This window comes from Pedobacter zeaxanthinifaciens (assembly GCF_003313335.1).
GTDB classification, from domain to species: domain Bacteria; phylum Bacteroidota; class Bacteroidia; order Sphingobacteriales; family Sphingobacteriaceae; genus Pedobacter; species Pedobacter zeaxanthinifaciens.
The window spans coordinates 1-18,067 of record NZ_QMHP01000007.1; the positions used below are offsets into that span (position 1 = coordinate 1).

General features: G+C 38.0%; 21 protein-coding genes. 17 read left to right on the forward strand and 4 right to left on the reverse strand.

The window, feature by feature from the left end:
• The first annotated feature begins 30 nt into the window (after positions 1–30).
• The 7 genes from DUT68_RS11950 to DUT68_RS11980 all read left to right on the forward strand — a co-directional run bounded on the left by DUT68_RS11950 (position 31) and on the right by DUT68_RS11980 (position 5,799).
• Positions 31–705 carry a S41 family peptidase gene (locus tag DUT68_RS11950; protein WP_237088335.1) on the forward strand — a complete coding sequence of 225 codons (675 nt, stop codon included), beginning with the start codon at positions 31–33 and terminating at the stop codon, positions 703–705.
• A 129-nt stretch (positions 706–834) separates the two neighbouring features.
• On the forward strand, positions 835–1,815 hold the full coding sequence (locus DUT68_RS11955; RefSeq protein ID WP_113638446.1) for an ADP-ribosylglycohydrolase family protein: 981 nt from the start codon (positions 835–837) through the stop codon (positions 1,813–1,815).
• 381 nt (positions 1,816–2,196) lie between these two features.
• Entirely contained in the window at positions 2,197–2,892 is a 696-nt protein-coding gene (locus tag DUT68_RS11960; protein WP_113638447.1) for a hypothetical protein, read from the forward strand.
• Positions 2,893–2,909: 17 nt separating this feature from the next.
• Positions 2,910–3,605 (forward strand): hypothetical protein, encoded by a 696-nt coding sequence (locus DUT68_RS11965; protein WP_113638448.1) that lies wholly within the window; start codon positions 2,910–2,912, stop codon positions 3,603–3,605.
• A gap of 44 nt (positions 3,606–3,649) precedes the next feature.
• A complete protein-coding gene (locus DUT68_RS11970; protein ID WP_157960854.1) occupies positions 3,650–4,183 on the forward strand; it encodes a GNAT family N-acetyltransferase in 534 nt (177 codons plus the stop codon).
• 169 nt (positions 4,184–4,352) lie between these two features.
• Positions 4,353–5,261: a hypothetical protein gene (locus tag DUT68_RS11975; protein WP_113638450.1), complete on the forward strand. Its 909-nt coding sequence runs from the start codon at positions 4,353–4,355 to the stop codon at positions 5,259–5,261.
• Positions 5,262–5,271: 10 nt separating this feature from the next.
• The gene (locus DUT68_RS11980; protein ID WP_113638451.1) at positions 5,272–5,799 is read left to right on the forward strand and encodes a metalloprotease family protein; all 528 of its coding nucleotides are present in this window, start codon (positions 5,272–5,274) and stop codon (positions 5,797–5,799) included.
• A gap of 230 nt (positions 5,800–6,029) precedes the next feature.
• Here the strand turns inward: DUT68_RS11980 and DUT68_RS11985 are convergent, their stop codons facing one another.
• Both DUT68_RS11985 and msrB read right to left on the reverse strand, forming a co-directional pair.
• Positions 6,030–6,602 (reverse strand): fasciclin domain-containing protein, encoded by a 573-nt coding sequence (locus DUT68_RS11985; RefSeq protein ID WP_113638452.1) that lies wholly within the window; start codon positions 6,600–6,602, stop codon positions 6,030–6,032.
• 74 nt (positions 6,603–6,676) lie between these two features.
• On the reverse strand, positions 6,677–7,198 hold the full coding sequence (msrB, locus tag DUT68_RS11990; protein ID WP_113638453.1) for a peptide-methionine (R)-S-oxide reductase MsrB: 522 nt from the start codon (positions 7,196–7,198) through the stop codon (positions 6,677–6,679).
• An 80-nt stretch (positions 7,199–7,278) separates the two neighbouring features.
• Here msrB and DUT68_RS11995 point away from each other — a divergent pair, with 80 nt between their 5' ends.
• Together DUT68_RS11995 and DUT68_RS12000 are read left to right on the forward strand one after the other, a co-directional pair.
• Positions 7,279–7,851: an RNA polymerase sigma factor gene (locus DUT68_RS11995; RefSeq protein ID WP_237088327.1), complete on the forward strand. Its 573-nt coding sequence runs from the start codon at positions 7,279–7,281 to the stop codon at positions 7,849–7,851.
• A 2-nt stretch (positions 7,852–7,853) separates the two neighbouring features.
• Positions 7,854–8,687, forward strand: a complete 834-nt coding sequence (locus tag DUT68_RS12000; RefSeq protein WP_237088328.1) for an anti-sigma factor — start codon at positions 7,854–7,856, stop codon at positions 8,685–8,687.
• Between the two features lie 18 nt (positions 8,688–8,705).
• Here DUT68_RS12000 and DUT68_RS12005 read toward each other — a convergent pair whose 3' ends face one another.
• Positions 8,706–9,752, reverse strand: a complete 1,047-nt coding sequence (locus tag DUT68_RS12005; RefSeq protein ID WP_113638454.1) for an alpha/beta hydrolase — start codon at positions 9,750–9,752, stop codon at positions 8,706–8,708.
• A 122-nt stretch (positions 9,753–9,874) separates the two neighbouring features.
• Positions 9,875–10,732 carry an alpha/beta hydrolase gene (locus DUT68_RS12010; protein WP_262510299.1) on the reverse strand — a complete coding sequence of 286 codons (858 nt, stop codon included), beginning with the start codon at positions 10,730–10,732 and terminating at the stop codon, positions 9,875–9,877.
• A 120-nt stretch (positions 10,733–10,852) separates the two neighbouring features.
• Between DUT68_RS12010 and DUT68_RS12015 the strand changes: the two genes are divergently transcribed.
• The 8 genes from DUT68_RS12015 to DUT68_RS12050 all read left to right on the forward strand — a co-directional run bounded on the left by DUT68_RS12015 (position 10,853) and on the right by DUT68_RS12050 (position 17,999).
• Complete coding sequence (locus DUT68_RS12015; protein WP_113638455.1) at positions 10,853–11,557, forward strand: esterase family protein; 705 nt, start codon at positions 10,853–10,855, stop codon at positions 11,555–11,557.
• Between the two features lie 84 nt (positions 11,558–11,641).
• Positions 11,642–12,685 (forward strand): ATP-grasp domain-containing protein, encoded by a 1,044-nt coding sequence (locus tag DUT68_RS12020; RefSeq protein WP_113638456.1) that lies wholly within the window; start codon positions 11,642–11,644, stop codon positions 12,683–12,685.
• A 17-nt stretch (positions 12,686–12,702) separates the two neighbouring features.
• Positions 12,703–13,803: a carboxylate-amine ligase gene (locus DUT68_RS12025; protein ID WP_113638457.1), complete on the forward strand. Its 1,101-nt coding sequence runs from the start codon at positions 12,703–12,705 to the stop codon at positions 13,801–13,803.
• A gap of 1 nt (position 13,804) precedes the next feature.
• Positions 13,805–14,632, forward strand: a complete 828-nt coding sequence (locus tag DUT68_RS12030; RefSeq protein ID WP_113638458.1) for a type 1 glutamine amidotransferase — start codon at positions 13,805–13,807, stop codon at positions 14,630–14,632.
• Positions 14,633–14,756: 124 nt separating this feature from the next.
• A complete protein-coding gene (locus tag DUT68_RS12035) occupies positions 14,757–15,950 on the forward strand; it encodes a hypothetical protein (protein WP_113638459.1) in 1,194 nt (397 codons plus the stop codon).
• Between the two features lie 83 nt (positions 15,951–16,033).
• Positions 16,034–16,195, forward strand: a complete 162-nt coding sequence (locus DUT68_RS12040; RefSeq protein ID WP_113638460.1) for a FeoB-associated Cys-rich membrane protein — start codon at positions 16,034–16,036, stop codon at positions 16,193–16,195.
• Positions 16,196–16,200: 5 nt separating this feature from the next.
• Positions 16,201–16,788: a Crp/Fnr family transcriptional regulator gene (locus tag DUT68_RS12045; RefSeq protein ID WP_113638461.1), complete on the forward strand. Its 588-nt coding sequence runs from the start codon at positions 16,201–16,203 to the stop codon at positions 16,786–16,788.
• A gap of 41 nt (positions 16,789–16,829) precedes the next feature.
• Complete coding sequence (locus tag DUT68_RS12050; protein WP_113638462.1) at positions 16,830–17,999, forward strand: helix-turn-helix domain-containing protein; 1,170 nt, start codon at positions 16,830–16,832, stop codon at positions 17,997–17,999.
• The last annotated feature ends 68 nt before the right edge of the window (positions 18,000–18,067 follow it).

Here is an 18,067-nt window from a genome sequence, read left to right on the forward strand (position 1 = left end):
TACTGAACAGTTTGGAACGTACAGGGATGGATAGTATTTCCGAAATACACACAAACTCAATATTTACTAAAAAAATATAAAGATAAGCTAGAAAGTACCCCTTATTGGGTATTAGATTTAAGCAACAATAGCGGTGGAGATTACAGTATTGGCTTACAATTAATAGATTATCTCTATACAAAACCTATTTTAAAATACAACGCAGAAATGCGAATGACCCCATCAAATTTTGAAAAATGGTATCAATTTATAGCAGATTATTATGAGAATGCAGATACCAAAACCAAACAAACGCTTGATGAGCGAATGCGTAAAATGAAAGCGCACTATGGCGAACTCTATAATGAAAGTGGAACACAGACAGACACTTTAAGAATTGATAAGGCAAAAGCTAATCCTAAAAAAGTAGCGTTACTAATTAATAAAAATACAGTAAGTAGTGGCGAACTTTTTACGATGCTGGCAAGGCAAAGCGATAAAGTAACAGTAATGGGCACAAATTCAGGTGGAATGATGGACTATGGCAATGTGGTGACTTACAAAACAACGTATCCAACCATAAGAGTGCAGTTGCCTACAAATCGACAGTTATGGCTTAACACTAATTTTTCAGTAGACAAAGAAGGCTTAAAACCGGACATTTATTTAAAAGGGAATAATTGGATAGAACAAGCTGAGAAATTAATAACAGAAAAAAAACCGTAGTTATCGATTGAATTTTGTGTTGAAGCCCTAATGCAAAGCCGAAACGTTACCAGCAATTTTATGATGACGGACCCTCGAAAATAAAAATGAGCGAAGCCAATTTTTTAATATTAAAGCTTTAACAACATTATGAAACAACAGCATTTCCAGATAAATCAAAATCAAATAAAAGCAGTTTTATTTGGTGTTGCAGTTGGAGATGCGCTTGGAGTACCAGTAGAATTTAAAAGCAGACAGGCTATCAGCGAAAATCCTGTTACTGATATGATTGGTTACGGAACTTACAATTTACCCCCAGGAACTTTTTCTGACGATAGTTCGCTTACGTTCTGCCTCGCTGAAGCTTTGACATCCAAGTTTAACCTAAACACAATCGGTCAAAATTTTGTAAAGTGGTGCTATGATAATTATTGGACTCCCAGAGGTGATGTCTTCGATATTGGCATCGCCACTCGACAAGCAATTGACCGTCTTGCAAGAGGCGAACGACCAGATTTAGCCGGAGGCTTTAAGGTGTCTTCAAATGGGAATGGCTCCCTAATGAGAATTTCACCTTTGCTTTTTTATTTGTTGGACAAGCCAATAGATGAACGCTACGAAATAACCAAACAAGTATCTTCAATTACTCACGGACATATTAGGTCTGTAATTGCTTGCTTTTATTACCTTGAGTATGCCAGACAGCTTTTTGAACGAAAGGACAAATTTGAAATTTATAAAAACCTGCAAACGGTAATTTCAGATTTCCTTAATTCATTAGCAATAAGTGCAACAGAGATTGCATTGTTTGACCGTTTACTGAAACAAGATATAAACGACTTAACAGAGGAAAGTATTTTTAGCAGTGGTTATGTATTGCATACGCTCGAAGCAAGCATCTGGTGTTTGCTTACAACTGACAATTACAAGGATGCTGTTTTGAAAGCGGTAAATTTAGGCGAAGACACAGACACTACGGGAGCAGTTACGGGCGCACTCGCTGGACTTCTTTACGGACTTGATAGTATTCCAACAAATTGGTTAACACAAATAGCAAGATATAACGACATTGAAGAACTTTCGGAACGGTTAGCCGAGCATCTTGCTAGTGAGCAACGAAGAAGCCGTTAAACATTAGCAACAATAATCTCTGGCTAAAACCTATCTTTAAACTAACAATATACTCTCCTACTAATAATGACAGTCGAAAATAGAAATGCTTTATTGACAACATTGTTTTACAGCATATCAGTGTCAGCAATTGTGCTAATGAATAATTCTGCCCAATTCAAATCCGGACCTTGTACTCCAGGCTTAGATTTATTATCGTTCTTCCTTTTAGGGCCAATAAGTATAGTGCTTTTAATCAAAAATGGGCTCTCGGCATTCTGCTACGAAAAACAAACCAAACAATCATTCCTTATCCACGTATTTGCATTAACCATTTGGTTGCTAGTATTATTTTTAAACTAAATCCAACAAGCCCGCTAAATCCTTATTTAAAATGTTACCATGCTCCAAAAAACTAAGTTTGCAGTAGCAACACTCGCCATCATTTTTTTATTGGGCTGCAACGCAACAAACCAAAGTGCAGAAGATTGGAAATCCATCACCATTGGTTATTATGTATTTGATTTTCCGGGCGATTTTGAATTGATTACTGAAAAAGGTATTGACTCCTATGTCGGTAAAATTAAAAATGACAGTATGCAGTTTGCTTTCGATTTTGGCATGTATACAAATAGTCTGGAAAAGTCCCCCGAAGAATATCTGCAAAACGGAAGTTGGCGTGAGGATCTTAGTTTAAGATTTATGGAAGATGGCGTTACGTACAACCAAAATACACTGCCAAAGGTAAAAGTTTTACTGATCCGCCCTGCTACTTTAAAAGACAGCTTGCTGGGAAAAGGCTGCGATTACGTTGCAAACTGCCAATATGCAGCTACGCAATTTAACCACCCTATTTATTTACCAAATGAAATTAAGCAGCTAAATTTCCTGATTGACACGGTGGATCATCACTACAAAAAAATAGTGTGGACAAAAGCGCCAATAAAAGGTGCCGCCTCAATTTATTTAAAGAAGTTGAACAGCGATAACTTAAACGCACAAAGTTTGGCCCTATCAATGTACAGCGGCTCATTAACTGCCAAGCAACAAGAAATGGCTTTAAAAATTTTTAAATCTGTACGTGTGAAAAATAAATAATAGCCCTAATTTAGGATATGAGATCTATCCTAGTTTTAATTTTATTTGGATTAACAGCTTGCGGAAGATTACAAAAACCAATTGAACAATCGCAACCAAATACTGGCGAAACACAAGAATCAAAAACAAGTCTAAAAACCGACAGCGTTTACGCTTTTAAATTAAGAATTGACACATTGCATGAAATCACTATTAAAAGAGAATATGTGAACCATTCAAATTACCATCAAACCTTCTATCTGAATAATGAAAAAATATATACAGACACGACCAACTATCTTGTCGACAGTAGCAAATACAGCAAGGTAATTGCCGAAAATGGCAATGTTCTACTTTTTATGGAATGTGATGGGCGACCAAACTTAGATTACATATCCGCTTATGCCATTGATATCAAAAACAAAAAAATGACTTATCTGTCTTCAAGCGTTTTCAATGATAGGCCGGGAGGCAAAACCAAACCTTTTACTGACATTGATGGAGATGGATTTTTGGAATACGGTGGTTTCGACTTATCGGAAATGCACCCACACCCGGATTCTATGTACTACAATCCTTCTAAATTTTACGAAATCAAAAAAGGCAGGCTGCTTTTCGACAGCCTACTCACTAAAAAAGAAGATATAAAGGAGAATGGAATTTACTTGGCTCAACCGCTTGATAAATACGGCAATTGCTGTCAGGTAATAAAAAAGCCGAAGTACAAACGCTAGTCAAACCATTAGCTACTATTAGAATAAAACACCTACTAAAAGAAATGAAAAACTTACCATTATCGGATTTTCCTACTATCATTACAGAAAGATTAATAATTCGACAGCCAACGCTGAGTGATATCCAAGAAATATTTTTGCTTAGATCTAACTCCGCTGTAAATAAATATCTTAACCGCAAGCCCGATGATACACCGGAAGAAACCTTAAACTTTTTTAACAAGGTTAATGAGAACTTCGAAAGTAAAATAGGAATTTATTGGTCAATTATGCAAAAACTTGACGATAAAGTGTTGGGAACAATCTGTCTGTTCGATTTTTCAGATCAGCATAAAAAATGTGAAGTAGGATATGAACTCCTACCTAACTATCAACGCAATGGAATAATGACCGAAGCACTAAGGGCAGTGACTAAATTCGTTTTTGAAACATTAAATTACGACACGATTGAGGCTTTTACACATAAAAAAAATCGGCGTTCCATTGACCTTCTTTTAAAATTGAATTTTAAAGAAACCGACGGGATAGAACTTAACAACGCTAACATAAAGATGTACCAATTACCCCGCCATTTATAATACTTCTAATTATCTGAGAAAATCTGCATAAGACAAATAGCTATTCAAACCAAATACCTAGTCATTTTCTAAATTTTGATTTTTATTTCATATTAATTAATTTGGGGAAGCCATTTCCTCCCGTTACGCTCCTTTACATCATCTTTAAGAACCATAACCAACAAACATCATGAAAAAAACTGATTGCGAAATCTGCGATCAAAAAGAATTGCCATTGAATGATACCATTAAAATTGATGGTAAAGTATATTGTGCAAATTGCCTTGAAACGCATTTCCCCGACCAAACTATGCTTGCAGGAAAGAAAATTGAGAAAGAAGTTGACCCAACAATTTGCGCATCATGTGCAAAAGACTTTGGCGAACAAGAACTTCAAAAAATTTCTACCTATCCTGTTTGTCAACAATGTGAAATCGACATTAAAGAGAGAGTCTTTCCACTATGGGTTAAGCTATTTTTTATAGCTGTTTTATTAATAGTAGCAATATCATTTGCTTGGAATTGGAAATATTACAGTGCTTATTCCAATATCAAAAAATCAAATGAGTATATGCAATCTGCCAATTATGGTAAAGCAACTGCCCTAATGCAGCTAGCAAGCGAAAAAGTTCCAGAGGTGGAAGATATCAAATCATTAGCAACTTATTTTAAAGGATTAGATTTAATGTCAAGAGATAAAAGTACTGAAGCTCTTGTTGAATTTGAGAAACTCAAAGACAAGCTTCCTCCAGATTATAATCTTAAACCATTAATCATTCAAGCTAGAGTAGGTTCATCTTTCGACCGAAAAGACTATGAAGGATTTTTGGAGGCAAGCAAAGAAAACTTGGCACTAGATTCAACTCAAGCAATATCTTTAACTTCAGTTGCATCTGCTTATGCATGTTTATACGCCCAACAAGGTAAATTGGAAGATAAATTGAAAGCAGTTAGTTATCTTGATAGAGCAAAAAAAATAGACAGCAATAGCAAAGAAATGAAAGACTATTACAATATGGTTGAATATAGGCTTTATAGTCGTAAAGTCATCAAAAGAAGCGATTTCATTAAACAATTTCCAAACGGTTGGACCAAATAAATCTATTACTATGTTTTTTATACCCGGCGAATTAATTTCAATTGTAACTTTTCCAGGCGTTATTGTGCATGAATTTGCACACATGCTTTTTTGCAAAATTAGAAAAGTAGCTGTATTTGACGCTTGCTATTTCAGAGTGGGAAATCCAGCAGGTTACGTAATCCATGAAAACACTAACAATTTCACGAGTACATTTTTAGTAGCTATGGGGCCTTTTATAGTTAATACGGCACTCTGTTTACTTATTTGTTTACCAGCTTATATGCCTATGGAGTTCTTTGGTATTCAACACCCACTCTCGTATTTTTTGATTTGGTTAGGGGTATCCATAGGAATGCATGCAATCCCCTCTAATCAGGATGCCAATAATGTTTATCAACAAGCTAAGGAGCAACTTAAAAAAAAGAATCTATTAGCCATTATATCTTTCCCACTTATTGGACTTATTTACATTTTTAACCTGCTTCGATTTTTTTGGGCTGATGTAATTTACGGAGTTGCTATTGGCATCGGTATTCCTAAATTAATTTTTGGCTAGGTTATCATTTAAACGAATCCCCTCACCAAAAAAATCTTTAAAAAAGAAACGGGGACTCGGCATACCACCTTGTCCCCGCCATCTAAATTAACGCTCTCAGATATATAAACTCATTTGAATTACCTTTATTGCATGAGCAGAAAAATTTTTTCATTTTCTAAAAACCGTACCAAAGCAAAAGCCCCGAACTAGGTCCGAGGCTTTGCTATATAACAATCAAAAATGAAAAACTATGGCATTAACACAGTGTCAATTACGTGGATTACGCCATTAGATTGGTTTACGTCAGCGATAGTGATTTTAGCATCATTACCTTTTGCATCTCTTACGTATAAATCTTTACCTTTTGACCAAAAAGTAAGGTTTTCGCCTTGTACGGTTTTCATTGTTGCTTTACCGTTTCCTTTTTTAACTGCAGCCCAAACCGCTTTAGAGCTATAGTTTCCTGCCAATACGTGGTAAGTTAAAATTTTGGTTAACATTGCTTTGTTTTCTGGTTTAACCAAAGTTTCTACTGTGCCTTTTGGCAATTTGTCAAATGCAGCATTAGTTGGTGCAAATACAGTGAAAGGACCTTTTGATGATAACGTTTCTACCAAACCTGCTGCTTTTACTGCTGCAACTAAAGTAGTGTGATCTTTAGAGTTAACTGCGTTTTCCACAATGTTTTTTGTAGGGTACATTGGAGCTCCGCCAACCATTACTGTTTTTTGTTTTGACATTTGAGCCGAAGCGTCATTTCCTACAAACATTACTGCTAATGACAATGCGCCTAGGGCTACAATTTTTGATAACTTTTTCATACTATTAATTTTTTTGATGGATTAAATTGTTTTCTCACATTTACGGAAACCGATAGTTGCTTGGTTTTTTATTTTTAATTTTTTTTGAAGGGATTAGTTTGATCTGCCTCAAAATCAAGGCTAATAGAATTCATGCAGTATCTTTTTCCCGTTGGCTTAGGGCCATCATCAAATACGTGGCCCAGGTGCGATCCACATCTCCCGCACAATACTTCGGTACGTACCATATTATAAGATAAATCTTCCTTGTACACTACGCTACCTTTTGCGCCGGGTTCAAAAAAAGAAGGCCATCCGCAGCTGCTTTCAAATTTCGAATCTGAACGGAACAGCCTATTACCACAAACCGCACAATAGTAAGTGCCTCGTTGATTAAACGTATTATATTTTCCAGTGAATGCTTTTTCCGTAGCACCCTCTCTCGCCACAGCATATAAATCGGGCGATAAAATTTTTTTCCATACGGTGTTGCTCACTTTAATTTTATTGGTTGCCGTACGAGAATAATATGGATTTTTGGCCTTCTGCTGTGCAAAAAGGGCAAATGCAGTGCCAACTAACAGGAGCACAAAGCATTGTTTTATTGTTGTCTTCATTGCTTTAATTTTATTTTTATTTACGAACTCCAATCAAAAACAGATTTTATTTGTTTCAACTATCATACAATTTTATATTTTTGTCACAAGCAATTTTATTTTTGAACACTCAGGTAAAGCTTTCTGAACAAGAAATTGTTTCGTTATTGCTTCAGCAAGACGAACGAGGATTTAATTATCTCTACGATAATTATTCGGCAGCGATATATGGGGTTGTTACCAGGGTGGTAGCTTCAAAAGACTATGCCGATGAAGTGATTCAGGATGTTTTTGTAAAAATTTGGAAAAACATCGCTCAGTTCGACGCAGAGAAGGGCCGTTTATACACTTGGATGATCAACTTGGCACGCAATACGGCCATAGATTATGTGCGATCCAAAGGATTTCAGAACGAACAAAAAAACCAAAGTATTCCAGATTTCGTAAATGACAGTAATCAGTACTCAACTACGTCAAATGTTGATCACATTGGGTTGAAAGATGTTTTGGCTCAAATTAAGCAAGATTGGCGGGAACTGATTGAATTAGCCTATTTTAAAGGTTATACGCAACAAGAAATTGCCGAAAGGCTCGATATTCCAATTGGGACTATCAAAACACGAACTAGAAACGCCCTCATTGAATTAAAACGATTGTTAAAAGACTACAGGTAAAATTGGATATTAAAGAGTACATAGCATCAGGCATTATCGAAGCCTACGTAATGGGACTAGCCTCTGAGGAAGAAGTTCGCATTTTGGAATGCGTACAAAAAAATAATCCAGAGGTTAGGCAAGCTATTTTGGAGGCTCAAAGTACTCTGGAAGACTTTGCCTCTCAACAAGCTATTGCCCCACCTGCCGAATTAAAATCGACCATTTGGGCCAAAATTTCTGAGGAAAGTGCTGAAAAACCAAAATCTGTAACTGTGCCTCAACAAATACACGAGGAAGAAGAAGTTACCAGCATTCCGCTGTACCCACCACAAAATACCGTAAGCCCAAATAAAACGTTCAATTGGTTTGCGGTAGCGGCAAGTATTTTATTAGTGGCCAGTGTAGCATTTAATTTTTATCTAAGCAATAATCAAAAGGCCACTCAGGAAAAGTTAGCCTCTTTAATTACCGAGCAAAAAAATAACACCATCGCTTATCAAAACTTAAAAAGCAGATGGGACATGGCTAATGACCCAACCGTGAAAACAGTGCCATTGTTAGGTGTTGAAAAACATCCCGACATGAAAGCAATGGTATACATGGAAGAAAAATCAAAACAAGTGTATTTGACCTTGGAAAACATGCCAGTTGCACCAGAAAATCAACAATACCAGTTATGGGCCATTGTAGATGGCAAACCGGTAAGCTTAGGTGTATACGACCAACAAGCCAAAGAGGAAATGCAAAAAATGGCCGTAATCAACGCTGCCCAAGCTTTTGCCATTACGCTTGAAAAACGCGGCGGCAGCCCCACTCCTACCATGGAAAACATGTATGTGATGGGTAAAATCTAATTAATTCATTTGAATCTTTTATTGGCAATTGCCTAAGCGTGGATTATCTAAAGAAGCGCATTTAAAAAGGTACTTGCTTTGCGAATAAGCTGGCGATGGATTATCAGTAACCACTAAAGACGGTAATGCAACACCTTTATAGCTAGGCATAGTTGTTTGCGCTGCCGACCCATTGCCCAAGCAAACATCTTTTGCAGCAGCATTTCCATTAAAACTGTAGTCAATCATTGCGTCCAACAATCGGTATACGGCATAATAATCGTAGGCATCTATCCCAGTTCTAGTACTCGGCAAAACATGATCGGCTACATAGTTATAACCACTAATGGATGCTGATTTTACCAAAACAAAATCCTTTTCCGCGTTGGCAATATTGCAATTTTTAAAGATATCGATAGCCATGCGATGATCGTTGGTATCATCATCATCATACACTTGCGTAATCAGCTTTGTATTAGCAGGAAAACTCTTCAACTGCGTGTCACTTAACCAATAGCTGTACCATTGCGCCATCGCAAAAATAAACCTTCCATTTTGTCCCCAGCCTTCTTCATTAAAGGCTTTTGAAGCTAGGCCAAAGGAAGCGCCACCACCAAAAGAGTGTCCAACAAAGCCTACTTTTTTGGTATCGATAAGCTGTGGATAATCTGTTACTGCTTTTTTGAAACTTTGCCACAATGTATTGTACCTCGAATCAATATCTACCCCGGTAGTTGGATATGGGGCAAAAACAACTACGTAACCTTTTTTTGCAATGAATTGATATAGGCCTAGGTTATAATTCACGTCTTCACCACCATAAGGATGTGAGTAAAATAGCACAGGTCGTGGCCCTGTAGCTTCCTTTGGGTAAAAAATAGTAACCTGTTTCCCCGTATAAGTTGGGCTAGCAAAACTTACGCTGGCAACGGTATAGGTGCCATCTGCACCGTATCCACTTTGTGGCCTAGAAATTGGGCCTAGTAAATCATCGTCAGTTTCTACTGGAACAGTATCGGTGCTGTGTTTGGAGCAAGATAAAAATGCAGCTAAAAAAACGAAAGCAAAAAGGTAGGCTTTTCTCATAAAAACATCATTTAAACTATCACTTGGAGTAAAAAAAATCCCCTTAGGTTTAATTCAAATAAAGATTTATCGATTAGCTTAACGATGCAAAAAGAAATTACCTAAAAGTGAGCTCACTTTAACTAGAAAGATGTCCTCTTCGCAAAAGCCCATTCCAAAAACTTAGGAAATGCTTTGCCCCAAGTGGGCACATCGTGTTTACCGCCCACCATTTCGTAATAAAAAATATCATCTGGCCGCTGGAAACCCTTTTTTACTAGCTCTTTAATTACATCAACGGTGTCATCTATGGAGTCGATAATAAAATTTTGATTTCTATCCGCTTTTTCGTCTTCAGTGCCAGTCATTAACCAAAATTTTAGGTTAGGCTTTTCTTTGGAATCCGCTATCATTTGATGTAAAATTCGATCACTATCGGTGTAGCCTTCACTTAAATCTTTTGTACGCCACCAAAAAGAACCCGAAAAAACGCCCACCACATCGAAGATATCACTATGGTTCCAAGCCACATCAAAAGCCGTTAAACCACCTAATGAAAATCCAGCGAAGGCCTTTTTACCATTGATGGGCTTACCTATTTCTTGGTGTAAAAAAGGCAGTAGCTCATTCAGTACAAACTCGGTATATAATTGCGCCTTGCTTCCCCTCTTTTTAAAATCAGGCTTATTTGCCACGCCATATTCCTGCAAGCGTTCTTCTCCAGCCTTAATTCCAACGGTAACCACAGGTTCTATCAGCCACTTGGCATAAAGAGATTTTAAGCTTTCCTCTAGCTGCATCTGCGCTAAATCCTGGCCATCGTTCACTAAAAGTAGGTGCAGCACCTCATTACCCAGTAAATTTTCTGGCATATACACTTCTATGTCAACAGTACGTTGCAGCGATTTCGATTTGAGTTGGTAGGCAGTTTTAATAACGACAAGTTTAAATTTACAGAAAGGCGAAGCTGTAGCGCTCCAATCCTCCCAATTAAAATGCAAAGTTACCAATAACTCAAAAAACAGGCAACCCGATAATTGAATTTGTGTTTTGAAATATTTGTAAGATTTTTTGTGCGTTGAAAATGATTTACTTATCTTGATAAAACAAATCCATTGCCCATGAGAGAAGAATTACAAAAATGGTATAGCCCTAGTCTCAATAAAGACATGGAGACTTTGGTTTTTGGCGATGCCGGACAACCAGTTATTTTGTTTCCAACCAGTATGGGCCGCTATTACGAGAATAAGGATTTCAAACTGATTGATGCCGTAGCGAACTTTATTAATGAAGGAAAAATCAAAGTTTACTGCCCTGATAGTGTAGATGCTTTGAGTTGGTACAATAAAAACATACACCCGGCAGATAGGGTAAAAAATCACATTTGGTACGATAAATATGTGTTGGAAGAGCTGCTTCCACTGGCAAAAAACCAAACCGGACATGCCAAAGTAATTACCGCCGGATGCAGTTTTGGTGGTTACCACGCCGCTAACTTTGGCTTTAGACATCCTTGGGCGGTAAGCCATATTTTTAGCATGAGCGGCGCTTTTGACATTACAGGACAGCTTGATGGTTTTTATAACGATGATGTTTATTTCAATAATCCGGTTGATTTTTTGCCAAATAACATCAACCCTGAACTTTGGGACTTGAAAATTGTTCTAGGAACCAGCGACCGTGATATTTGCCGACAGGACAATGAAAGATTATCAGGGATTTTGCACCAAAAAGGCATTAACCACTGGCTGGATATCCGACAAAACGCCGACCATGATTGGCCAATTTGGAGAGACATGTTCCCGGAATATATTTATCAATTATAAGGTAGTCAGGTATTAGGATTTAGGTATCAGTCAGCATTTAACCACTTCAACTTTTAAACAACAATTAAAAAACATATAGTACCGATGAAGAAAATAGGAATTTTATTTGGCCAAGAGCGTTCATTTCCTCAAGCTTTTGTAGATCGAGTAAATCAAAAAGCAGTTGCTGGAATTACAGCCGAATTTGTAAAAATTGATAAAGTTTTCCAAGCTGAACAACCTGAATATGCCGTAATTATAGATCGAATTTCTCAAGATGTTCCGTTTTACAGAGCCTATTTAAAAAATGCAGCTATGGGCGGTACTGCCGTAATTAATAATCCGTTTTGGTGGAGTGCCGATGAAAAGTTTTTTAACAACGCTTTGGCGGAAAACATTGGTGTTCCCGTACCTAAAACAGCTTTAATTCCGTCGAGAGAGCACCCAGATGACACCAACGAAAACTCCTTCACCAATTTGGTAATGCCTTTTGATTGGGACGCAATTTTCGAATACACCGGTTTCCCTGCCTACATGAAACCTTTTGATGGCGGCGGCTGGAAAGAAGTTTACAAGCTGCGCAGTAAAGAGGAGTTTTTCGAAAAACACAGCGAAACCAAGCAAACGGTGATGATGCTGCAGGAAGAAATCATTTTCGATGAGTACTTTAGATGTTACTGTATTGGCGGAAAGCATGTGCGCATTATGCAGTACGAACCACGCAACCCGCATCATTTGCGTTATGTAGTTGATGGACCAAAACCTAGCGAAAAGCTGCTAAAAACCATCGAAGATTATACCTTGAAACTGAACCAATATTTAGGCTATGATTTTAATACGGTAGAATTTGCAGTGCGCAATGGCGTACCAATAGCCATTGATTTTTGCAACCCAGCACCAGATGCAAGCCTGGAAAGCGTAGGCGCCGAAAACTTCGAGTGGGTGGTAGAAACCGCAGCAAATTATGCGATAGAAAAAGCCTTAGCGCAAGAATTTGGCAAAAACAACCTTACTTGGGGCAACTATGTAAAAAGTAGTGCCACCGGAACTCCATTAACAGGCAAAGCGCCTAAAACCGCAGCAAAAGCTAAACCAGCGGCAAAACCAAAGGCGGTAGCTAAAACAACAACCAAAAAATCAACCAAATAAAACCAATTTAACTATCTATGAATGAGTTTACCTTAGGGATAGAAGAAGAGTACATGATTGTTGATCCCGTAACAAGGGAACTAACATCACACGACCAAAAAATTGTAGAGGCTGCTCAAAAAATCCATAAAGATCAAGTAAAGGCAGAAATGCACCAAGCGGTAGTAGAAGTGGGAACTGGAATATGCAGAAACACTACCGAAGCGAGGCAAGAAATTTCTCAATTACGTTACACTGTGGCGCAACTTGCCGGAGAACAGGGACTCCGCATTGGTGCAGCTGGCACTCACCCCTTTTCGCACTGGGAAAAACAGCTCATTACCGAGCATCCGAGGTATAATGAAATTGTAAACGAGCTACAGGAAGCAGCCCGCTCCAACCTTATTTTTGGGCTACATGTACACGTGGGGTTTCAATCAAGGGAACTGGCCATACATATTGCCAATCAGGTGCGCTATTTTTTGCCCCATGTATTTGCTTTATCTACCAACTCCCCTTTTTGGGAAGGTAGAAATACCGGTTATAAATCGTTCCGCACCAAAGTGTTCGATAAATTTCCGCGTACCGGAATTCCTGATATTTTCAATAGCATTGAGGATTACGACAACTATGTAAAACTCCTTATCAAAACCAACTGTATTGATAACGCTAAAAAGATATGGTGGGATATCAGGGTGCATCCGTTTTTTGAAACGATTGAGTTCAGGGTGTGCGATTGCCCGATGTTGATTGACGAAACAATGGCTTTTACGGCCTTATTTCAGGCGTTATGCGCCAAGCTTTACAAATTGCGCTTGCAAAATTTAAACTTCATTTCCTACAGCAGGGCACTCATTAACGAGAACAAGTGGAGGGCGGCCCGCTACGGAATTGACGGAAATTTGATAGACTTTGGTAAAGAAATGGAAGTAAATTGCCGAAATTTGGTGCTCGAATTATTAGACTTTGTTGATGATGTAGTAGATGAGTTAGGTAGCCGCGAGGACATTAACTATGTACACCAAATTTTAGCGAATGGTACCGGAGCTGATAGGCAGTTGGCTGTTTATGAGCAAACCAAAAGCTATGAATCTGTGGTGGATTATATCACAACGCAAACCTTAATTGGTGCAAAATAAAATGAGCGATTTAAATAGCATAAAGATAGCCGTTATAGACATGAATAACGGGTTCCCCAACCAGGGAATGAGGGGTATACACGAAATTTTACATCGATATAAAACCTATCATCAGTTTGATTTAGTAGTAGATGTATTTGACATTAGACAAAAAAACGAAGTACCAGATTTAAGCTACAATATCTATATCTCTAGCGGTGGTCCCGGCAATCCTTATGATGGAGAGGGGCAGCAATGGGAATCGGATTTTTTCGATTTACTGGATAGGATAGATGATTTCAATTTGATCCATAATGAAAAGAAACACGTTTTCTTAATTTGCCATTCATTCCAGTTGGCCTGCAGGAAATATGGTTTGGGAGAAGTAATCCAACGCAAATCAAATGCATTTGGCATTTTCCCAATTACGATGACAGCTGAAGGAGCAGAAGAACGGGTTTTTAACGGATTACCCAATCCATTTTTTTCGGTAGACAGTAGAGATTGGCAAGTGGTTCAACCAAATCAGGTTGTTTTTGAAAAGATGGGCGCAAAATTATTGGCCATAGAAAAGGAAAGACCCCATGTGGACTTAGAACGCTGCATGATGGCCATCCGTTTCTCACCTTACATGATTGGCACGCAATTCCATCCCGAAGCAGATCCCGTTGGCATGAAAATGTACTTGGAACTACAGGAAAAAATGGACCTGATTATCAAAAATCATGGTAAAGAAAAATATGATGACATGATTGGCAGTTTAGAAAACCCTGATAGAATTATGCTTACCCAAAGTGTTATTTTACCTAATTTTTTGGATGAAGCCATCAACACCTTACAAGCGGTTTAGGCAGTACAACCATCATTGCAAGGTACAGCCTGCTCCGATAATTCGGAGAAGCAGTCTTAAAGCATTTCGGTGTTGATGAGATTGCTTCGTACCTCGCAATGACGAAACCAACAACGCAATTACCATGACAACAAGCCACAGAAAAACATTCAACGGTAACTTTAGCGAAGAAAAGTATCAAAATTTCTTAAGTCAGCTGGATGAAGGCTATCCCAAAATCACTTTTCGGGTAGCCGAGTCTCCATTGTTTATTCCTGACGATTTAAAGCAGAAATTAATCAGGGCTGGGGAAGAAATCATCCGCACAATTAAGCAGCCGAACTTCAAAAGTCTTACGCAAAAATCAATCCCAGGCAACTGGGAAGTTCCCAATGAAAATGACCACCCACATTTTTTAACCTTTGATTTTGGACTGTGCAAAAATGCTAACGGCGAAATTGTGCCTATGCTAATTGAGTTGCAAGGTTTTCCTTCGTTGTATGGTTTTCAATCACATTTGGCCAATACTTACAAAAAAGCCTACCAGCTTGACCCCAATCTTACACCCTACTTCAACGGATTAACCGACCAAAGTTATTTCGACTTGCTCAAAAAAGTAATTGTTGGGCCTCATGATCCAAAAGAAGTGGTATTGATGGACGTAGATGCCCCAAATCAGAAAACTGCAATCGATTTTTTCGTTACGGCAAGTAAAATCGGCATCAAAATACTTTCTATTGAAGATATCACGCAAGAAGGCAAAAAGCTTTACTATGTTGATGGTGACGAAAAAACGCAGATTAAGCGCATTTACAATCGTTTAATTTTCGACGAAGTGGCTAGTGACACCAGCATTTTCAATAAAGGCTTTGATCCCCGGGCAGCATTAGACGTGGAATGGATTACACATCCTAATTGGTTTTATCGTATCAGCAAGTACACTATGCCTTTTTTAAATGGCGAATTTGTTCCCGAAACCAAGTTTTTAAATGAAGTAGATACTATTCCAACAGATTTAGAAAACTATGTGCTTAAACCCCTATTTTCATTTGCTGGTATGGGTGTAATTATTGATGTTCAACCTGAAGATATTGCTAAGATAACTGATCCAGAAAATTGGGTGTTACAGAGAAAGGTAAGTTACGAACCAGTGGTGCAATCACCAAGCGGAGGGGTTAAAGCAGAAATACGCTTAATGTACTTGTGGCCTGATGGCGAAGAGCCGCAGCTTTGTATTAATTTGGCACGTTTAAGTCGCGGAAAAATGATTGGCGTACGCTACAACGCAGATTTTGACTGGGTTGGCGGTACTGTTGGTTTAATGGATGACACGCCATAAGTGGTTACTAAATGCAGCCGCTTTTTACAATCTTCCAACAATTTAGCATCCAGCAATTACACAATTAAGCTATATTTGTAAACATGGATATTCAGTTCATATTGATGATAGCGATTTTTGTACTGGCCGTAGCCTATATTGGCAGGTTGGTATATCGTAGCGTTAGTCCAAAAAGCAACTCTTGTAGCACTGGCTGTGGTAAATGTGCAGCAAACTTTGATCAAATTCCTGATTTAAAAAAATAGTTGCTATGGTTGAAAAATTTGCTGCCTATTTAAAAAGCCGAATGCCCATTACAGCGCAGCAAGCTGAAGAAGCTGTAAGTTGTCTAAAAACCAAGCAAGTTAAAAAAGGACAGTTTTTACTTAGTGCCGGCGATTTAAAAAGCGAAGCCTATTTCGTGAACAGCGGTTTATTACGCTACTATTCTGTTGATGAAAAAGGCAAAGAGCACATTATCCAATTTGCGCCAGAAGATTGGATGGTATCTGATAGGGATACCACTGTTTTCAATGAGCCTTCCATCTTTTTTATTGATGCCATTGAAGATACCGAAGTTGTAGTAGTAAAGGGCGATTTTTTCCCGGCCATGAAAAACATCATTCCTGAAATTTTAGAACTGAATATCTTGATGCTGCATAACTCCATTCGGTTTATGCAAAAGCGAATCAACATGTTATTGAGCGCCACTGCCGAAGAACGCTACCTTGATTTCATTAAATTGTATCCTAATTTAACGTTACGTGTTCCACAGTGGATGATTGCCTCCTATTTGGGCATTACGCCAGAATCATTAAGCAGGGTGCGTAAAGATTTGGCTAAAAGGCACTTCAAATAAAATAGCCATTGTTAATGTAGCAAAGTTTGCTAAATTCGTTAATGCTATTTCAATTCAACTTATACAGTTGCCTACCGCTTATTTTCTTTTTTCATATTGTTGTTTATAGCTTGCTTTTTTTTATCCGCGGCTTCAAACAAGAGCAGTATGCGGATAAGTTAATGGGTTCTTTTTTGTTCATAGCCGCCTTACTAATTGTCCCTTTTATGGTTGGGTTTGCCGGTTGGTACGACAATCAACCCTATCGAGATATTTTATTTTTTGTTCCTTTGGTACACAGTTTAGCCATTGGCCCGCTGTTATACTTTTATGTGAAAGCAATTTTTAACCGAGAGCTGAAGATTACCGCCTGGCAATGGCTTCATTTTGCACCGGCAGCGCTTTATCTATTGGTGAATACCGTTTTTAGTTTACTGGATTTATTTTATTTTAAAACCTACCATCTCACTAATGAACATGAAGATCCAGATTTTGCGACTTGGTATACCTACCTTTCCATCGCTAGCATACTGATTTACCTGTTTCTATCCATCAAACATTACCAACAATACAAGCGGTTTGCGGCCATTACCACATCATTTGCGGATCAAGTAAATCTAAAGTGGCTGCTGAATTTTTTATACGCATTTGCCTTGCTTAGCGTAATGCCTATCATCAACTCCATCTTATCCAACTTTACTTTTTTTGAACGATTAAGGTATTTTGGACCTTGGTACTACTATGTAGCTTTTGCAGTAGTGGTGTACTACATTGCTATTCATGCCTATCAGCTTTCAAGCCTTTCGTTAAACAAAGTGATGTTTGAGCCGCAATTATTGCAGGCTATTGATGAAGAAATTAGTGAACAAAACCATAAACAAAGCAATGGCTTAGCTGATGAAAAGTTGAACCACATCAAAAAGGAATTAGCTACCTTAATGGAAACGCAGTTGCTATTTGAGCGACCAGATTTAACACTTACCGAAGTGGCGAAAAAACTCAATACCAATTCGGTGGTACTCAGCAAGGTGGTAAACCAGCATTTTGGATTGAACTTTAACGATTACATCAATCAATATCGCGTTAGCGCCGTAATCAAGCGTATAGAACTTCCTCAGTATAAAAATCAAACCTTATTAGCCATTGCATTCGATTCGGGGTTTAACTCGAAGGCAACATTTAATAGAGCATTTAAAAAATTCACCAACAAAAACCCAAAAGATTTTCTGTAATCTATCGAAACCAACTAGCTATAAACGACTCATTTTATAATTTGAGCCCTGTTTTTTGACGCAAATCA

Excerpts from the sequence above, each read along its gene's own strand:
- DUT68_RS11955 (WP_113638446.1), top strand. The coding sequence starts at position 835 with ATGAAACAACAGCATTTCCAGATAAATCAAAATCAAATAAAAGCAGTT.
- DUT68_RS11960 (WP_113638447.1), top strand. The coding sequence starts at position 2,197 with ATGCTCCAAAAAACTAAGTTTGCAGTAGCAACACTCGCCATCATTTTT.
- DUT68_RS11965 (WP_113638448.1), top strand. The coding sequence starts at position 2,910 with ATGAGATCTATCCTAGTTTTAATTTTATTTGGATTAACAGCTTGCGGA.
- DUT68_RS11970 (WP_157960854.1), top strand. The coding sequence starts at position 3,650 with ATGAAAAACTTACCATTATCGGATTTTCCTACTATCATTACAGAAAGA.
- DUT68_RS11975 (WP_113638450.1), top strand. The coding sequence starts at position 4,353 with ATGAAAAAAACTGATTGCGAAATCTGCGATCAAAAAGAATTGCCATTG.
- DUT68_RS11980 (WP_113638451.1), top strand. The coding sequence starts at position 5,272 with ATGTTTTTTATACCCGGCGAATTAATTTCAATTGTAACTTTTCCAGGC.
- DUT68_RS11985 (WP_113638452.1), bottom strand. The coding sequence starts at position 6,602 with ATGAAAAAGTTATCAAAAATTGTAGCCCTAGGCGCATTGTCATTAGCA.
- msrB (WP_113638453.1), bottom strand. The coding sequence starts at position 7,198 with ATGAAGACAACAATAAAACAATGCTTTGTGCTCCTGTTAGTTGGCACT.
- DUT68_RS12005 (WP_113638454.1), bottom strand. The coding sequence starts at position 9,752 with ATGAGAAAAGCCTACCTTTTTGCTTTCGTTTTTTTAGCTGCATTTTTA.
- DUT68_RS12015 (WP_113638455.1), top strand. The coding sequence starts at position 10,853 with ATGAGAGAAGAATTACAAAAATGGTATAGCCCTAGTCTCAATAAAGAC.
- DUT68_RS12020 (WP_113638456.1), top strand. The coding sequence starts at position 11,642 with ATGAAGAAAATAGGAATTTTATTTGGCCAAGAGCGTTCATTTCCTCAA.
- DUT68_RS12025 (WP_113638457.1), top strand. The coding sequence starts at position 12,703 with ATGAATGAGTTTACCTTAGGGATAGAAGAAGAGTACATGATTGTTGAT.
- DUT68_RS12030 (WP_113638458.1), top strand. The coding sequence starts at position 13,805 with ATGAGCGATTTAAATAGCATAAAGATAGCCGTTATAGACATGAATAAC.
- DUT68_RS12035 (WP_113638459.1), top strand. The coding sequence starts at position 14,757 with ATGACAACAAGCCACAGAAAAACATTCAACGGTAACTTTAGCGAAGAA.
- DUT68_RS12040 (WP_113638460.1), top strand. The coding sequence starts at position 16,034 with ATGGATATTCAGTTCATATTGATGATAGCGATTTTTGTACTGGCCGTA.
- DUT68_RS12045 (WP_113638461.1), top strand. The coding sequence starts at position 16,201 with ATGGTTGAAAAATTTGCTGCCTATTTAAAAAGCCGAATGCCCATTACA.
- DUT68_RS12050 (WP_113638462.1), top strand. The coding sequence starts at position 16,830 with ATGCTATTTCAATTCAACTTATACAGTTGCCTACCGCTTATTTTCTTT.